19 protein-coding genes and 1 tRNA gene are annotated in these 13869 nt (G+C 67.0%); 10 read left to right on the top strand and 10 right to left on the bottom strand.

Translation table 11 applies throughout. The features are described 5' to 3' along the window. Positions 1–28 precede the first annotated feature (28 nt). From AC4PRM_RS07735 to AC4PRM_RS07700, 8 genes are all read left to right on the top strand, one after another. Positions 29–1276 (top strand): hypothetical protein, encoded by a 1248-nt coding sequence (locus tag AC4PRM_RS07735; RefSeq protein ID WP_492039411.1) that lies wholly within the window; start codon positions 29–31, stop codon positions 1274–1276. Continuing rightward, a complete protein-coding gene (locus AC4PRM_RS07730) occupies positions 1276–2247 on the top strand; it encodes a hypothetical protein (RefSeq protein ID WP_492039410.1) in 972 nt (323 codons plus the stop codon). Before AC4PRM_RS07735 ends, AC4PRM_RS07730 begins: the two co-directional genes overlap by 1 nt. After that, entirely contained in the window at positions 2235–2621 is a 387-nt protein-coding gene (locus tag AC4PRM_RS07725) for a hypothetical protein (RefSeq protein WP_492039409.1), read from the top strand. The genes AC4PRM_RS07730 and AC4PRM_RS07725 overlap by 13 nt, the downstream gene beginning before the upstream one ends. 1 nt (position 2622) lies before the next feature. Beyond that, positions 2623–3072 carry a D-Ala-D-Ala carboxypeptidase family metallohydrolase gene (locus AC4PRM_RS07720; protein WP_492039408.1) on the top strand — a complete coding sequence of 150 codons (450 nt, stop codon included), beginning with the start codon at positions 2623–2625 and terminating at the stop codon, positions 3070–3072. Beyond that, the gene (locus tag AC4PRM_RS07715) at positions 3069–3566 is read left to right on the top strand and encodes a hypothetical protein (protein ID WP_492039407.1); all 498 of its coding nucleotides are present in this window, start codon (positions 3069–3071) and stop codon (positions 3564–3566) included. The genes AC4PRM_RS07720 and AC4PRM_RS07715 overlap by 4 nt, the downstream gene beginning before the upstream one ends. Positions 3567–3594: 28 nt before the next feature. Next, positions 3595–3825, top strand: a complete 231-nt coding sequence (locus AC4PRM_RS07710) for a hypothetical protein (RefSeq protein ID WP_492039406.1) — start codon at positions 3595–3597, stop codon at positions 3823–3825. 9 nt (positions 3826–3834) lie between these two features. Further along, positions 3835–4296 carry a hypothetical protein gene (locus AC4PRM_RS07705; protein WP_492039405.1) on the top strand — a complete coding sequence of 154 codons (462 nt, stop codon included), beginning with the start codon at positions 3835–3837 and terminating at the stop codon, positions 4294–4296. 91 nt (positions 4297–4387) lie between these two features. Further along, positions 4388–5011, top strand: a complete 624-nt coding sequence (locus tag AC4PRM_RS07700) for a hypothetical protein (RefSeq protein ID WP_492039404.1) — start codon at positions 4388–4390, stop codon at positions 5009–5011. Between the two features lie 105 nt (positions 5012–5116). On the opposite strand, the gene AC4PRM_RS07695 is transcribed toward AC4PRM_RS07700, so the two are convergent. The 3 genes from AC4PRM_RS07695 to AC4PRM_RS07685 form a co-directional block, all read right to left on the bottom strand. Then, a complete protein-coding gene (locus AC4PRM_RS07695) occupies positions 5117–5491 on the bottom strand; it encodes a hypothetical protein (protein WP_492039403.1) in 375 nt (124 codons plus the stop codon). Continuing rightward, positions 5488–5673, bottom strand: a complete 186-nt coding sequence (locus AC4PRM_RS07690) for a hypothetical protein (RefSeq protein ID WP_492039402.1) — start codon at positions 5671–5673, stop codon at positions 5488–5490. The genes AC4PRM_RS07695 and AC4PRM_RS07690 overlap by 4 nt, the downstream gene beginning before the upstream one ends. Positions 5674–5876: 203 nt before the next feature. Beyond that, a tRNA-Lys gene (locus tag AC4PRM_RS07685) sits at positions 5877–5952 on the bottom strand. A 201-nt stretch (positions 5953–6153) separates the two neighbouring features. On the opposite strand from AC4PRM_RS07685, the gene AC4PRM_RS07680 reads away from it, so the two are divergent. Next, positions 6154–6507, top strand: coding sequence for an Hpt domain-containing protein (locus AC4PRM_RS07680; protein ID WP_492039401.1), 354 nt, complete (start codon positions 6154–6156; stop codon positions 6505–6507). Here the strand turns inward: AC4PRM_RS07680 and AC4PRM_RS07675 are convergent. The 3 genes from AC4PRM_RS07675 to ygfZ all read right to left on the bottom strand — a co-directional run bounded on the left by AC4PRM_RS07675 (position 6504) and on the right by ygfZ (position 8662). Then, positions 6504–6776 carry a chorismate mutase gene (locus AC4PRM_RS07675; RefSeq protein ID WP_492039541.1) on the bottom strand — a complete coding sequence of 91 codons (273 nt, stop codon included), beginning with the start codon at positions 6774–6776 and terminating at the stop codon, positions 6504–6506. The two genes, AC4PRM_RS07680 and AC4PRM_RS07675, sit on opposite strands and share 4 nt — an antisense overlap. Positions 6777–6990: 214 nt before the next feature. Continuing rightward, entirely contained in the window at positions 6991–7806 is an 816-nt protein-coding gene (locus AC4PRM_RS07670; RefSeq protein WP_492039400.1) for a ferredoxin--NADP reductase, read from the bottom strand. A gap of 61 nt (positions 7807–7867) precedes the next feature. Then, positions 7868–8662, bottom strand: coding sequence for a CAF17-like 4Fe-4S cluster assembly/insertion protein YgfZ (gene ygfZ / locus AC4PRM_RS07665; protein WP_492039399.1), 795 nt, complete (start codon positions 8660–8662; stop codon positions 7868–7870). A 95-nt stretch (positions 8663–8757) separates the two neighbouring features. Between ygfZ and AC4PRM_RS07660 the strand changes: the two genes are divergently transcribed. Further along, the gene (locus AC4PRM_RS07660) at positions 8758–9708 is read left to right on the top strand and encodes a glycosyltransferase family 9 protein (RefSeq protein WP_492039398.1); all 951 of its coding nucleotides are present in this window, start codon (positions 8758–8760) and stop codon (positions 9706–9708) included. On the opposite strand, the gene AC4PRM_RS07655 is transcribed toward AC4PRM_RS07660, so the two are convergent. The 4 genes from AC4PRM_RS07655 to AC4PRM_RS07640 form a co-directional block, all read right to left on the bottom strand. Then, the gene (locus AC4PRM_RS07655) at positions 9705–10763 is read right to left on the bottom strand and encodes an endo-1,4-beta-xylanase (protein ID WP_492039397.1); all 1059 of its coding nucleotides are present in this window, start codon (positions 10761–10763) and stop codon (positions 9705–9707) included. The genes AC4PRM_RS07660 and AC4PRM_RS07655 overlap by 4 nt on opposite strands. A 236-nt stretch (positions 10764–10999) precedes the next feature. Further along, positions 11000–11410 carry a flagellar FliJ family protein gene (locus tag AC4PRM_RS07650; RefSeq protein ID WP_492039396.1) on the bottom strand — a complete coding sequence of 137 codons (411 nt, stop codon included), beginning with the start codon at positions 11408–11410 and terminating at the stop codon, positions 11000–11002. Positions 11411–11438: 28 nt separating this feature from the next. Continuing rightward, complete coding sequence (fliI, locus tag AC4PRM_RS07645; RefSeq protein ID WP_492039395.1) at positions 11439–12782, bottom strand: flagellar protein export ATPase FliI; 1344 nt, start codon at positions 12780–12782, stop codon at positions 11439–11441. A gap of 171 nt (positions 12783–12953) precedes the next feature. Beyond that, positions 12954–13856, bottom strand: coding sequence for a Brp/Blh family beta-carotene 15,15'-dioxygenase (locus tag AC4PRM_RS07640; protein ID WP_492039394.1), 903 nt, complete (start codon positions 13854–13856; stop codon positions 12954–12956). Positions 13857–13869 lie beyond the last annotated feature (13 nt).

Below are 13869 nucleotides of genomic sequence, written 5' to 3'. Positions count from 1 at the left end.
CGCGCGGGCCATGCGGCGATGCTGTCTCATGGCCGAAACGCTGCGCACCCCCGAGACTGTCTCGCTCGCCGATGGCGCGACGGCGATCTTCGCCACCGTCTGGACGTTCGAATATGCGGCCGAGGTCAGGGTGCTGGTCGACGGCCGCCCCTGCGTCGCCGGCATCGACTATGACCTGAGCGAGGGGGCGTGGCTGAGCGCCGGGGCCAATGTGGTGTTCCGGACCGGGCGGTTGCCGACCATCGGCCAGCGCGTCGTGCGCAGGCGGGTGACGCTGGCCCAGCAGTCCGAGCCGTTCGGCGATCAGGAGACATTCAGGCCGGTGATGGCCGAACGCGCACTGGACCGCCTGGCGCGCGCCGCGCAGGATCGGCAGGCCGAGGCGGCGCGTGCCATTCGGGTGCCGGTCGGTGAACCGGGGTCCGACCTGCCGACCGCCGCCGTGAGACGCGGGCGGGCGTTCGGCTTCGCAGACACGCCGGAAGCCCCAGCCATGGCCATTCCGCTGACCGAAGCGGCGGTCGCCAGCGACCTGTTGCGGGCCGAGGATGCGCGCGACCGTGCGGAGACGGCGGCGGTGACCGGCGGCCTGGCGGCGCAGGAGGCCGTGACGGCCGAGGCTGTCACCGTCAGCGCGCGGGATGCCGCCCTGACCGCCGCCGCCCAGGCCGAGGCCTATCTGAACGCCTTCCCGGCCGACATCATCTACGACAGCGAAGCCGCTGGCCGCGCGGCCGTCGCCAATGGCGAGCATTTCTGGGAGCGCACGGCCGACGGTCTGCAATCCTGGCGACGGACCAATGCCGATGCGTCGGTCGCCGGTCCCCTGGTGCCCAGTCTGGGGCAGGTCACGGCCTTGGCCACGCCCAGCTTTTACATCGTCGTGACCCAGACGGACGGCAACGCCAATAACTGGGTGCTGACCCCGACGTCCCGCCTGCCAAACAACAGCGGTGATGGCGTGACCTTCCGCTATCGGCCTCCCAATAAGGGTCCCGGCGATGTGCTGGCGCGGGTCATCGGCATCAACGACGTCGACCCTTGGTACGTCGTCGGGCCGGGCGGCGATATCAACGCCGACCAGCTGCAGGACGGCACGTACACAAGCGAAGATGAGCTGGAGTTCGAGCGCAAGCCGGGTGCCAGCGTCTGGGTCGTCAAGCGGGTGCTGAATGCCTCGCTGGCCAAGGTCGGCAGTGCCGCCGCCGGGGGTGATCCCTTTACCGCATGGGCAGGCGCAGGTGCCGCCGCCCTGGCCTTCACTGGGAGCCTGTGATGCCGCTGACCAAATCCTGGGAAATCGACTTCAACGCGGGCGACAGCGCCGCCAAGCGGGCGAAGGTGGCCAAGTTCTATTCCAATGTGGATGCGAAGTCGGGTGCGACCTCGCAGAACCTGCGACTGAACAGCGACGGGTCGGGTAGCTTCATGACCTCGACCTTCGGCGCGCCCGAGGCCGGGGCCATCGTCTATGACACCGACGCCCTGATGCAGGCCGCCGCCCCCGCGAACGGGACCGTGGCCTATTGCTATGACGAGGACCCGGCCAAGCACGGGCGGTTCGTGCGAACGGCAGGCGTCTGGGCAGCGCGCAGCGGCGACGTGCGCGACGCGGGGTGGAACGATCCAAATCACTACATCCGGGGGCATCTGAACCTACCGGCGCAGACCTGGTCGCAAGCCGCGCACCCAGCGGCCCCGGCCGGGCGTCAGGGCTTTCCCGACGTGCGCGATCTGAGGGATGGCGAGCTGCGCTACCGGATGCGGTTGCGCGACTTCTACAAGCCTGAGGGCGCGCGGATCGTCCAGCACATCCAGACGCACGTTCCCGCTCTGGACGCGTGGGATGATCCGAACCGGCAATACTGGGTGAACATGATCCAGATCGCCGACCCGATGGACGATCAGTTGAACCTGGGCAAAGGCGGGTTCTTCGACCGCTCGCCCGTGCGCGGCCTGCGCAATAGCCAGTGGCAAGACGTGGTCGTGCGCCTGTCGGCCGACGACCGGTTCTGGATGCAGCTGGGCGGCGCGCCGGGGCGTCAGGGTATGCCCGACGACGACGTGCGCTATTTCAACTATGGCGTCGCGCCAGCCGACACAGTCCTGGGCGACTGGACCGGCAATGCGATGGTGGTGATTTTCTATCCCTCCGTCGATCCGATGACGCGACACGAGCCGATCCCGATCAACGACCGGGCGCGCGGGCACATCGACATCCAGAAGATCGAACTGTGGCTGCCATGACCTCGGCCAAGTTCCTGACCGCCATCTGGCATGCGCTGGAGCCGTTCGTGCCCGGTGCCCTGGGAGCGCTTGTGGCACAGATGATCCGGCCCGGCCTGGGCATCCGCACGCGGTTCATTCAGTGGACCGTGAGCGTGATCGTGTTCCACTTCGTCAGCGTGGCCCTGACGGCGATCTTCGGCTGGAGCGCACCGATCGCCAATGTGATCGGGTTCTTCGTGGCCTTCATCGCCTTCGAGGCCCTGCATGCCTGGCAGAAGGCGGCGGTGGCCGCTGGCGTCAGCATGATCAGTGGCTTCCCCGACATCGTGAAATCCATCGCCGAGAGCTGGGGCAAGCGCCCCGGATCGTCGGTATCGCCTGAAGGAGAATAGGATGGACCAGCGCCTTTCCGCACATTTCACCCTGGCCGAAATGACGACATCAAACACGGCGGCGCGTCTGGGCATCCCCAACGTCGCGCCGCCCGAGGTTGTCGATACCCTGATCCTGACTGCTGACCGGATGGAGAAGGTTCGATCGCTGCTGGGCGACAAACCGATCCGCGTGCTGTCCGGCTATCGCAGCCCGAAAGTCAACAAAGCGGTCGGCGGGTCGAAAACGTCAGCACACATGACCGGGCACGCCGTGGACTTCATCTGCCCGGAGTTCGGCACGCCCGCCCAGGTAGCGGCGCATCTGGCCAAGCATCTGACCGGCTTCGACCAGATCATTGAGGAGTTCGGCCAGTGGATCCATGTTGGCTTCGGTCCGACCAAGCGCGGCCAGCTGCTGACCGCCCGCAAGCTGGGGGGCCGGACGCGCTACACGCCGGGGATCGGATGAGCTGGCTGCTGTCGCTGCTGGGCCTGGCCAAGGCCAATCGCAAGATGCTGACCATCCTGCTGGCCCTCGCCGTGGGGGCGGCCTTCTACGTCCAGTGGCAGTTCGCGGCCCTGTCGGCCAGCCGTGCGGCGACGGCGCATGCCAAGCTGCTGGGCTATTCCGACGCCATCTGCGGGTCGCTGGGCGTGCCGTTGCCGGCACCGGATGCGGACGCCGAGACGCGGGGCGCGTTTGCCGCCGCATGTCAGGCCGAGGCCGGGCGGCTGGGGGCCATCGAGGGCGACCTGGCCACCGGGTCGCTGGACACCGTTCTGGACGCCATGGCGCGCCAGCACGGCAAGGAACAGGTGGACGCCGCCCTGGCGGCCGCCATGTCGAAACGCACGGCCGACGCCGTCGCACAAATGGAGGCGGCGAATGCTGCGATCGAGGATGACCGGGTCGGCTCTGGCTGGGCTGCTGCTGTCAACGAGCTTGGCGGCGTGCGGCGGTAGCGCAGGGCGCGAGGCGGCGGCCGAGTTTGTGCGCGAACCGACCGTCGCGGTGCGAGAGGTTCCGGCTCCGCGTCCGCCCGCCGAACTGCTGCGATGCCCAGCCCCGGTGCAGGGCCTGCCCGAGAGCGGCGGGGCCATCATCCCCGGCGACTGGCGCGCGGGGATTGTGCGCCTGGCAAAGTCGCGCGGCGAGCTGGCCGACCAGGTCGCGCGGCTGATCCTGTTTCACACGGGCGAACCCTGCCCGGACGTTCGCTAGGAGACGACCATGCCTGCCCAGACCCTGAGTGCCGTCCGCCGCGTCCAGCTGGTCGATGCCGAAGGTGCCCCTACGCCCGGCCCCTCGGCCGCCAATGATGCGGCCGCCCTGGCCATTCTGTCCCGACAGGTGCTGGCGACCGAGTTCTTCAAGGACAGCAGCGCGGCCAACAACAATGCCGAGCTGATCGGCACGGGTCAGAACGCCCTTGTGCAGGTCCGCGCCTTCAACACCACGGCGTCCGTGATCTATCTGAAGCTCTACAACCTGACCCGGTCGCCCGATCCGACGACGGACCTGGCGCGCACGGTGCTGGCTCTGGCCCCCGGTGCCAATGTCATCGACACAAAGGGTCGGCTGTTTCCGGTCGGCATATCGTTTGCCTTGGTCACCGGAGCGGGCAACACCAACAACACGCCCGTGACGGCCGGGGCGATCACCGCCATGACCATCGGCTTCTCGCCCGCGTAAGCTTCGAGGGCGTAACGCTTCGTCAGATTGCAAAACGCAGTTCGATCGTGTCCATCAGCTTTACTGGAACTGATCGACTGGGCAGCAGGCAATGAAGCAGTTGAAGAGGCTTAGCTGGTGGCAAGGCCTGTTGAAAATCTTGGTCCGACCGTGGCCAACGGTCCTTGCTGTTCTGATCCTGGCAGCCGTGGTGCTAGTAGCAAAAAGGTTCGCACCTGAGGGCAAGGAGGCTGATTGGGTAGGCGGAGCCCTGCAAATCGTCGGCCTGCTTCTAGTGGTCTGGCAAATATTTCGGACGGCCAATGAGTTTTCGACGCATCCCTTTAAGGGTGCCCGGACTTGGCTATCCGACCTCTGGCGTCATCTCCGACCCCGTACTTATGTTCTCAGTGCGGAAGGGGCATCGTTCACGATAGACGCACCAGACTTAGTGGCCGGCACCGCTATCAGTTATGATCGGAACGACCCCCACTCTCGGATGAATTACATCGAGCGCGTCATAGAGCTGCACAAGGAAGAGGAAGTCGCCCGACGGGCTGAAATCTGGAAAGGCATCGAAGGGCTGCAAGTAGAAATGCAGAAACTGGTGACCGAGCAATCAGCGAGGGCCGAAAAGATTGAAGCCAGCCTGCGTACCCAGTCGATCGGCAATCTGGATGCGTCGATCATAGGTGTGATCCTCACAATTATCGGCACCGCCCTGTCTTCAATCTAAAAGCGAGGGAACCCAGATCGGTGTTCTGCCATTGAACTTGCAGAGCCGGCTGATGCGGAAGGTGGCCCGGCAATATGCGCCTTCCCGTTTTCTCTCTTGATTGACCTAGCCCCCGCCGTTCCCCCCGGCGGGGGCTTTGTCATGGGGCTGGACCCATTTGCCGTCGAGCATCCGATAGCCGAGGCTTTCCAGCCGATCGCGTTCGGCGGCGTTGTAGTCCCACCAGGCCTGATAGCTATGATCGATGCTGACCAGGAACACCGGCCACATCGATGTGCGATCCTCAAACCGGACGCGGCCGGGGCATCCGGCTACGCGGCAGGGCGGCCGCTTGTTGGTCAGTGAGAAGTCCGGCCCCTTGGCGGCCGCGATCGGGGCCAGATCGACGTCGCCCATCGTCTGGCAGACCTCGCACCACCACACGACCTTGCGCCGGTGATCGACCAGGTAGCCGAGGCGGCCAGCCTGAAGCGACGTCAATGGGTGAGAGGCGACAGCCCCTGACGACGCAGCGCCAGGCGGTCGGCCATCTGCTGCAGGGTGCCGGGCGTCGTCTCCTCGACCTCGCGCAGTATGGCGCGCACGCCCGCGCGGCCGTCGGCCGTGTCGATCGCCAAGCCCTCGACCAGGCGGCGCAGCTGGTCGGCTTTCATCGTGTCCATGTCATCATCCTTCGTCGCGCCACGACCCGGACGGGCGGATAGGCTGCAGCGTCCAAGATGGCAAGAACGAAAGCGGAACATCAACAGCCCTTGAAGCGCCGAAGTCTCACGTGAGACTTTGTCGAAGTCTCACAGTTGCCGGATTGTTCTGGCGACCTTGGCTCGGCCGGTGGGGTAAGATGATGATTTATAAGGAAAAACGATGGTGGGTGATGTAGGGTTCGAACCTACGACCCGCTGATTAAGAGTCAGCTGCTCTACCAACTGAGCTAATCACCCGTACCATGTCGTCGGGGCAGGCCTCGCAAGGCCCGTGCCGTCCCGGTTGTCCCTGGGCGGGACTGGCGAGAACGGGCGGATGTAGAGGGCAACGGCGGTCAAGGCAAGGCGTTTCGATCCGGCGTTCCGGTTTGTCGCAGGTGGCTTACGGTCAAGCTGGCAATCATGATAACCACCGTTGCGTAGCCGGGAGTGAACGACATGGCATTGCGCGACATATCGGGGGCGGTGGATTTCACCGTGCTGGAAGCCATGACGGCCGGTGATGACGCTATCGGCGAGGAGGTGCTGGGTCTGTTTGTCCAGCAGGCCTCGCTCTGGTCGCCGATGCTGGATGCGCGAAACGACGGCTGGCGCGATGCAGTGCATACGATCCGGGGGGCTGCAGCCGGGATCGGGGCCAAGGCCCTGGCCGAGGCGTGTGCGCGGGCCGAGGGTGAGACCAGGGCCACCGTCTCGCCCCGGCTTGACCGGGTGCGCGATGCCCTGGATTCGGCTCTGGCCGACGTGGCCGCCTATCGCCACGCGCTGATGCTGAAGAGCTTGAGAGCCTAGCCTCGCGTCCGGTCCCAGACCGCCAGCTCGTGGGCGATGCAGCGGTCGATCAGGGTGCGCCAGACGGGTTCGGCGATGTCGGGCGACAGGCCGGCGGGCTGGGCGGCGGCCAACACTTTGGTCACGACATCCTCGATGCGGGCGTCGTCATGGACCACGTCGCGACTGGGCTTGATGCGGGCGGCGGCGTGCATGTAGCGCTGCCGCTCGGCCAGCAGGGTGACCAGGGCGCGGTCGAGGGCGTCGACGCCCTGGCGCACCTGGGCCATCGTTTCGCAGGCTTCCGGGGCTGTGCGGGAATCAATGGTGATGCTTTTGGGAGCGCCCACTTAAAACGCTCCGCTCGTCCCGGCGAAAGCCGGGACCCAGTTCTGTCCAGCTTGACGCAGGCATTTCAGGACTGAAGGGTTTGCCAACACGGTCGCACCGTTCACCCAAAATACTGGGTCCCGGCTTTCGCCGGGATGAGCGGATTTATAGCGGTCATCCGACAAAGGCGCGCTCCAGCACATAGTCGCCCGGTTCGGCGTTGGAGCCTTCCTTCAGGCCATAGGTTTCCAATAATTCGCCAGCTTGCTTGATCATGGCCATCGACCCACACAGCATGACCCGGTCGGTATTGGGCGAAAAGCCGATGGGCAGGCCCAGATCGGCGAAGACGTCGCCCGACTTGATCCGTTCGGTGATCCTTCCCGGCGTCTCGAACCGCTCGCGCGTCACGGTCGGATAATAGACCAGCTGGGCCCTGGCCTCCTCGCCGATCAGGGGGTCGTCATGGATGCCGGCGGTGAAGAAATCGCGGTATGCCAGATCGGCCACATTGCGCACCGTATGGCAGACGATGACCTGGCCGAACCGGGCATAGGTGTCCGGGTCCCGCGCGACCGACAGCCAGGGGGCCAGACCCGTGCCCGTCCCGATCAGCCACAGCCGTTCTCCGCCCGTCAGGGCATCCAGCACCAGGGTGCCGGTCGGCTTCTTGCCCATCAGGACGGTGTCCCCCGGCTTGATCTTGACCAGGCGCGACGTCAGCGGGCCGTCGGGCACGGCGATGGACAGGAACTCCAGCTCCTCGTCCCAGTGCGGGCTGGCGATGGAATAGGCGCGCAGGATCGGCTTGCCGCCATCCTCGCCCGGCAGGCCGATCATCACGAACTCGCCGGAGCGGAAGCGGAAATCCTCGGGCCGGGCAATGCGGAAGCTGAACAGCTGATCGGTCCAGTGGCGCACCGACAGCACCTCCAGTTCATGGAAGGGGCTGGCCTTGACGGGAGGAAGGGATACGGCGGCGTCGGTCATGTGCGGCGTCTGTTAGCGGTTGAGGGCGTCCGGCGAAAGGGATGGGGTGTCGCTGTCGAGGTCAGCCGACGTCGCGCGACATCCATTCGGGCCAATGGGCGGTGACGGGTCGTCCGTCGACGCTCAGCGCCCCGTCCAGCCGGTCGACGCGCAACAGGGCGATGGCGGCACCCTCGTGCCCGCCCATCACCTCGCCCGCCCGCAGGTCGCCGTTCAGCACCTCGGCCCCGAATGGTGGCGGCGGCCCGTCGAAGGTCAGGCCCATCATCCGGTTCTTGACCGTGCCGCGCCGGTGCATACGCGAGGCGGTCTCCTGGCCAATGAAGCAGCCCTTGTGGAAGTCGATGCCGTTCAGCAGGTCGAAGTTGGCCTCGATCGGCCAGGTCTTGTCCTGCACCGTGTCCAGCGCCGGATCGGGCACGCCGTGCCGAATGCCGTGGGCGCGATAGTCGTCCTCGCTCGCCGTCGTCTCGACATCGCGGCCCCAGGCCCGGCCACCCAGCGCCGACAGTCGCGGGTCCGCCACGAACCCCGCCGCCTCGCCGTCCCAGGCGGCGAATACCGCCTCGTCCAGCGCCGCGATCTGCACGTTCGAGCGCAGGCGATACATCGACAGCCGCTGGATCAACGCCTCGCGCCGGTCCGCCGCCACATCCAGCACCACACCTTCCGCCTCGCCCCACAGGAAGAGGTCGAACAGCAGCCGCCCCGGCGGCGACAGCAGGGCACCATACCGCAGGCCCCCCTCCGCCAGCGTCTCCACATCCTGGGTCAGCAGATTGTGCAGGAACGGGCGGGCATCGGGGCCCGACACCCGGATCAGGGCGCGGCTGTTCAGGCGGGCGATCTGCGTCATGGGGCCTAGATAGGGGCCCTCGTCCCCGCCGACCATAGCTGGGGACAGTTGCGCACCCCCTGATCCCCGGTCGAGAATCCGTATACGGTCCAGTCATGTCGGCCCGTTTCCCCATTCTGTACATTGCCGAGGCCAGCCCGGAGGATGCCGTCCTGTCGTCCGGCGTGCTGGCCTATCTGGTCGAGGCGATGCCGACGGCGGACTTCACCATCGTGGGGTCCAGGACCAGCGCACCGCTGTTCGCCGACACCCCGCGCCTGCGCCGCCTGATCGTGCTGGACAAGGAGACGCGGCTGGACTGGCTGGGCCTGTGGAACCAGGTGCGCGACACCCGCTGGGGGCTGGTGGTCGACATGCGCGGCTCGACCATTTCCGGCAAGCTGAAGCGCCAGAAGCGGGCCGTACGCGGTCCGGGCGAGGCGGGCGTGCATGCCGTCGAGCTGGCCGCCCGGGTGCTGCACCTGGACGATATCCCGTCACCCCGCCTGTTCGTGTCGGAGGAAACCCAGGCGACTGTCGACGCCCTGATCCCTGCGATCACCGGCCCCATCATCGCCGTAGCCCCCGGCACCGACTGGATGGGTCGGCACTGGCCCGCCGAACGCTATGCCAAGGTCGCCGCACCCCTGATCGCCGACGACGGTCCGCTGGCGGGCGGACGGCTGCTGATCCTGGGCGATGAAAAGGACCGCGACGACGCCCACACCATTCGCCTGGCGGTCAGCCGGGGCCGGGCGACCGAACTGGTCGGCCGACTGACACCCTTGCAGGCCGTGGCCCTGTTGGGGCGTGCAGCGCTGTATCTGGGGCCGGATTCGCTGTGGACCCATCTGGCCACGGCGGCGGGCGCGCCCGTGGTCGCCGCTTTTGGCCCGTCGGACGAGGCCGAACGCGGTCCCTGGACCGGCATCGCCGTGCGCGGTCCTCGCTCGGTCGAGGAATACCGCAAGATCGACCCGCGCCTGAACCAGGCCATCCAGCACATGAACGACCTGCCGGCGGAGCGCGTGCTGAAGGCGGCGAAGAAGGTGCTGGTTGGGTCCTAGCCCACCGCCGCCACCACCGCCTGATACGCCGGATTGGCCCGGCCCTCGGCGTCCAGCAGCAGGGGGCTGTCGCTGCTCTTGCCCACGCGGACCAGCCAGCTGTCGATGTCGCGCAGGCCCCAGGTGGTGAAGGCGTAACGCTGGCGCTCCGGCAAGGCCATGAACGCCTCCGCCAGTTCGCCCACGCGCGCCACCTGCTGTGCCCGCTTGTCGGCGACGCTGCGCAGGTCGGGCATCCGCCCCTCGCGCTGCATCGGGAAATCCAGCTCGGACACATGGATCGGCAGGCCAAGGGACGCGGCGTCCCTCATGAAGGTCGTGATCTGACCCGCCGGGATTTCGATATCCAGGTGCGACTGGGTGCCGATGCCGCCGATGGGCGCGCCCAGTTTCAGCAGCCGCTCGACCAGCTTGAGGAAGGTCGCGCCCTTCTTCGGGATGTTCTCCAGATTGTATTCGTTCAAGAACAGGACCGCGTCCGGATCGGCCGCCTTCGCCTGTTCGAAGGCACGGACCATATAGCCGTCCATGCCCAGCGCCCGGCTCCAGTGACAGTCGCGCAGGCCCTCGCCGTCCTCGGCCACCGGCTCGTTGACCACGTCCCAGCCCGCCATCTGACCCTTGTAGCGACCCACGAAGGTGGAGATGTAGCGGTCGTATTCGGCGGCGAACCGATCGCGCGGCACGGAGGCGTCGTCGAACACCTCGGCCCCTTGCGAATACCAGATGACCGTATGGCCATGGACGCGCAGGCCGTTGTCGCGGGCAAAGCCGACGACGCGGTCCGACGGCTCGAAATCATAGGTGAAGCCGGGCCCCAGGGTCCGCTCCATCTTCTGCTCCCACTCCGGCGTCAGCTGGGAACAGTGTTTCAGCGTCTGGGCGATCCAGTCCGCCTGATCCAGCTGCCAGGTCATCCCCGTCGCCCCGAACGGACACGGCAGGATGTCCTTCAACGGCGCGGCCTCCGGCCCCGGCGCGGGCGCGGCGGAGGCGAAGCGGTCGCAGGCGGCGAGGGCGATGGGCGCGGTGAGGAGGAGGCGGCGATTGATCATGCGGCAGGACCGCGTCTGGTCAGGACTTTCCGAAACCAATGAAGAGCGATGGCACACGCTGCCGCTGCCAAGCAGGCCAAACTGGCCGATTGCAAATCCGAGAGTGGTGCGCCGGTAAACAAGCCGGCAATGACCATCAATCCGCTGCCGGCGCTAACAATCGCGGCGGCATAGAAGGGCCATTGCAAGCCCCATGCGAGCCTGTGGCCAAGGGCTCGCTCTTTGGGCATCGGCCTTTATACGGCCCGCCGCCGCAATCCCATCTCGTCGAACGCGGCCGTCTCGCGCTTGCCGGCGGCGAGGAGGGCGTTCAGGCGGGTGGTTTCGGCGACGTGTTCGAACTTCTTCAGCTCTTCGAAGGCGCTGGTCAGGGCGTCGCGCGCCCCTTCTTCCTCGGCTTCGATGGCGGCGACGTCGGCCTGGACGGCGGCCTTCTTCTGCTTCCAGCCGTTCAGATAGGCCCGCAGCATCATGGCGGCGTCGACGTCCTGACGGGCGCGGTCCTGCTCGCCCTCGGCCTCGGCCTCCAGCATGGCCAGACGCATTTCCGTCTTCACCTTGCGATCGCTGATCTCGGCCAGACGCTTCTGCAGCGTCTCGACCTCGTAGTTGGAAATGCGGATCAGCGATTGCGCCCAGGTCGTCATGCGTACTCTCTCGTTCCACCAGCCAGGGTCACTGGATCAGACCTTGGTTCAGAATGCTTTCCAACCGGTTGAAGGATTCGGCCAAAGGCGTGTGATCGTCCTTGTCCTGGCCCAGGAAGGCTTCCAGCGCCGGATTCAGGGCGATGGCGCGGTCGACGATGGGGTCGGCACCGGTCCGGTAAGCCCCGATCTTGATCAGCTCTTCCATGTTGGCATAGGCGCTCAGGCACTGGCGGGCGCGCTTGTTCAGCTCGCGCTCGGGCGGCGTCTGGCAGGCGGGCAGGGTGCGGCTGACGGATTTCAGCACATCGATGGCGGGGAAACGCCCTCGCTCGGCGATCTTGCGGTCCATGACGATGTGGCCGTCCAGGATACCGCGTACGGCATCGGCGATCGGCTCGTCATGGTCCCCGCCGTCCACCAGCACGGTGAACAGGGCGGTGATCGGCCCCGCCGTCGTGCCGTCGGCCCGCACCGGCCCCGGCCCGGCCCGCTCCAGCAGTTTGGGCAGTTCGGTGAAGACGGTGGGGGTGTAGCCCTTGGTCGTCGGCGGCTCGCCCGCGGCCAGACCGATCTCGCGCTGGGCCATGGCAAAGCGGGTGACGCTGTCCATCAGGCACAGCACCTCCAGGTCCTGATCCCGGAAGTATTCGCTGATCGCCATGGTCATATAGGCGGACTGGCGGCGCTTCAGCGCGGGTTCGTCCGACGTCGCCACGACCACGACGGCCCGGCGTAGGCCCTCTTCGCCCAGGGTCTCCTCGACGAACTCGCGTACCTCCCGGCCCCGTTCGCCGATCAGGCCGACCACGACGACGTCGCATGTGGCCTCCTTGGCCAGCATGGACAGCAGCACCGACTTGCCGACGCCCGAGCCGGCAAAGATGCCCAGTCGCTGACCCCGGCAGGTGGTGGTGAAGACGTCCATCGACCGCACGCCCAGGTCCAGCCGCTCGCCCACGCGTCCGCGCGAATGAGCGGGCGGCGGCGGGGCGCGCAGGGGATAGGCCGCCGGGCCCTGGGGCAGGGGGCCCTTGCCGTCGATCGGCTGGCCGAAGGCGTCGATGATCCGGCCCAGCCAGGCGGTGGTCGGCCGCACGCTGGCGGCACTGTCGATGATGCGGATGTCGGCCCCGGGCGCCACGCCCTCGACCGGGCCGAACGGCATCAGCAGGGCCTTGGCATCGCGGAACCCCACGACCTCGGCCGGCAGGGGATTGAGACCGCGCCCGCGCTGGATCTCCGCCCGCGCCCCGACCGACAGCCGCGACAGCCCGCCCTTGGACTCGATCAGCAGACCGTTCACCCCCGCGACCTTGCCGGTCACGACCAGCGGATCGATCGCTTCGACGGCGGCGGTGAGTGAGCGCACGATGCAGAGGACCCCGAAGGCCGCGCTGGGCCAGCCCGGCAAATACTGCCTCTACGGATGGGTGATCGTGGTTAACAGGGGGTGAAGGCGACGACGCTGTCCACCGCTTCGAACGCGGCGGACTTGCTGCGAACCTCGGCTCCGTCCTTGATCTTCATGGGCGTCGTCCTTTCAGGCCGTTTCCGTCTTGAGCGTGTGGGGCTGTCGCAGTTTCGAAAGGGTCGCGATCAGCGGCGGTACCAGCATGTGCGGCACCGTCAGGATCGACAGGGTCATGAAGCTGGCCGCCATGATCCGCTCGGGCAGGGCCGCGCGAATCTCCAGGCCGAAGACCAGCACCCCGATCGCCCCCGCCGCCAGCGTCAGCGGCACGACGACCCAGCCCCAGGTCGCGACCCCGCGCCACTTCAGCGTCAGCAGGCTTTCACGGAAATGCCGAGGCGAATGGAACAGGCAGAAATACAGCGCAAAGCCTATGATCGGCGGCAGGATCAGCATGCCGGTCAGGGCCGCCAGCCCCCCGATGGCCTGATCACGCCGCCCGGCCTGCCACAGCGAGGCAATGGCGATCAGACCCAGTCCGACGGCCACCGGCAGGACCAGCATCAGTCCGTCCGTCACCGCCGATGCGCCCGCCCTGTCCGTCAGACCGATGAAGGTGGCGTCCAGTTCGACCCGGTGCAGCAGCGTCGGTGCGGCCAGCAGGGCCAGGGCCAGACCGGCCCGCAGGATGACGGGGCCCGCCCCGTCCCAGTCTTCGGAAAAATGCGCGACGGCGATGGTGATGAATGCCCCCAGGGCCAGCACCGGCTCGGCTCGCCACAGGCCGTACATGGCCGCCGCCAGTCCCAGGTACAGAAGAACCAGGGTGATCATCCCGGTCCACGGCCCCGCCTGCTGCGCGCGAATGATCTCGAGGTCCAGCGTGCCATGCGGCAGGCCGAACACCAGCAAGGCCAGACAGGCGACGGCCGTGGCCATGCCGCCCGATAGCGGCACCCCGGCGGCCAGCGCCAGAAGGGAGAGGGCGAGCGCCCCGACCCCCAGCGTCGACCCCGACAGTGATCGTGGCAACCCCGGTCTCGAT

The organism is Brevundimonas sp. DW-iso22 (assembly GCF_058725425.1).
Note: the sequence above shows the minus strand (reverse complement) of the source record. Positions and strands in the feature narration are given on the sequence as shown.

Excerpts from the sequence above, each read along its gene's own strand:
- AC4PRM_RS07675 (WP_492039541.1), bottom strand. The coding sequence starts at position 6,776 with ATGGCCCAGGTGCGCCAGGGCGTCGACGCCCTCGACCGCGCCCTGGTC.
- AC4PRM_RS07660 (WP_492039398.1), top strand. The coding sequence starts at position 8,758 with ATGTCGGCCCGTTTCCCCATTCTGTACATTGCCGAGGCCAGCCCGGAG.
- AC4PRM_RS07720 (WP_492039408.1), top strand. The coding sequence starts at position 2,623 with ATGGACCAGCGCCTTTCCGCACATTTCACCCTGGCCGAAATGACGACA.
- AC4PRM_RS07690 (WP_492039402.1), bottom strand. The coding sequence starts at position 5,673 with ATGGACACGATGAAAGCCGACCAGCTGCGCCGCCTGGTCGAGGGCTTG.
- AC4PRM_RS07650 (WP_492039396.1), bottom strand. The coding sequence starts at position 11,410 with ATGACGACCTGGGCGCAATCGCTGATCCGCATTTCCAACTACGAGGTC.
- ygfZ (WP_492039399.1), bottom strand. The coding sequence starts at position 8,662 with ATGACGCAGATCGCCCGCCTGAACAGCCGCGCCCTGATCCGGGTGTCG.
- AC4PRM_RS07700 (WP_492039404.1), top strand. The coding sequence starts at position 4,388 with ATGAAGCAGTTGAAGAGGCTTAGCTGGTGGCAAGGCCTGTTGAAAATC.
- AC4PRM_RS07730 (WP_492039410.1), top strand. The coding sequence starts at position 1,276 with ATGCCGCTGACCAAATCCTGGGAAATCGACTTCAACGCGGGCGACAGC.
- AC4PRM_RS07655 (WP_492039397.1), bottom strand. The coding sequence starts at position 10,763 with ATGATCAATCGCCGCCTCCTCCTCACCGCGCCCATCGCCCTCGCCGCC.
- AC4PRM_RS07670 (WP_492039400.1), bottom strand. The coding sequence starts at position 7,806 with ATGACCGACGCCGCCGTATCCCTTCCTCCCGTCAAGGCCAGCCCCTTC.
- AC4PRM_RS07735 (WP_492039411.1), top strand. The coding sequence starts at position 29 with ATGGCCGAAACGCTGCGCACCCCCGAGACTGTCTCGCTCGCCGATGGC.
- AC4PRM_RS07705 (WP_492039405.1), top strand. The coding sequence starts at position 3,835 with ATGCCTGCCCAGACCCTGAGTGCCGTCCGCCGCGTCCAGCTGGTCGAT.
- AC4PRM_RS07680 (WP_492039401.1), top strand. The coding sequence starts at position 6,154 with ATGGCATTGCGCGACATATCGGGGGCGGTGGATTTCACCGTGCTGGAA.
- AC4PRM_RS07715 (WP_492039407.1), top strand. The coding sequence starts at position 3,069 with ATGAGCTGGCTGCTGTCGCTGCTGGGCCTGGCCAAGGCCAATCGCAAG.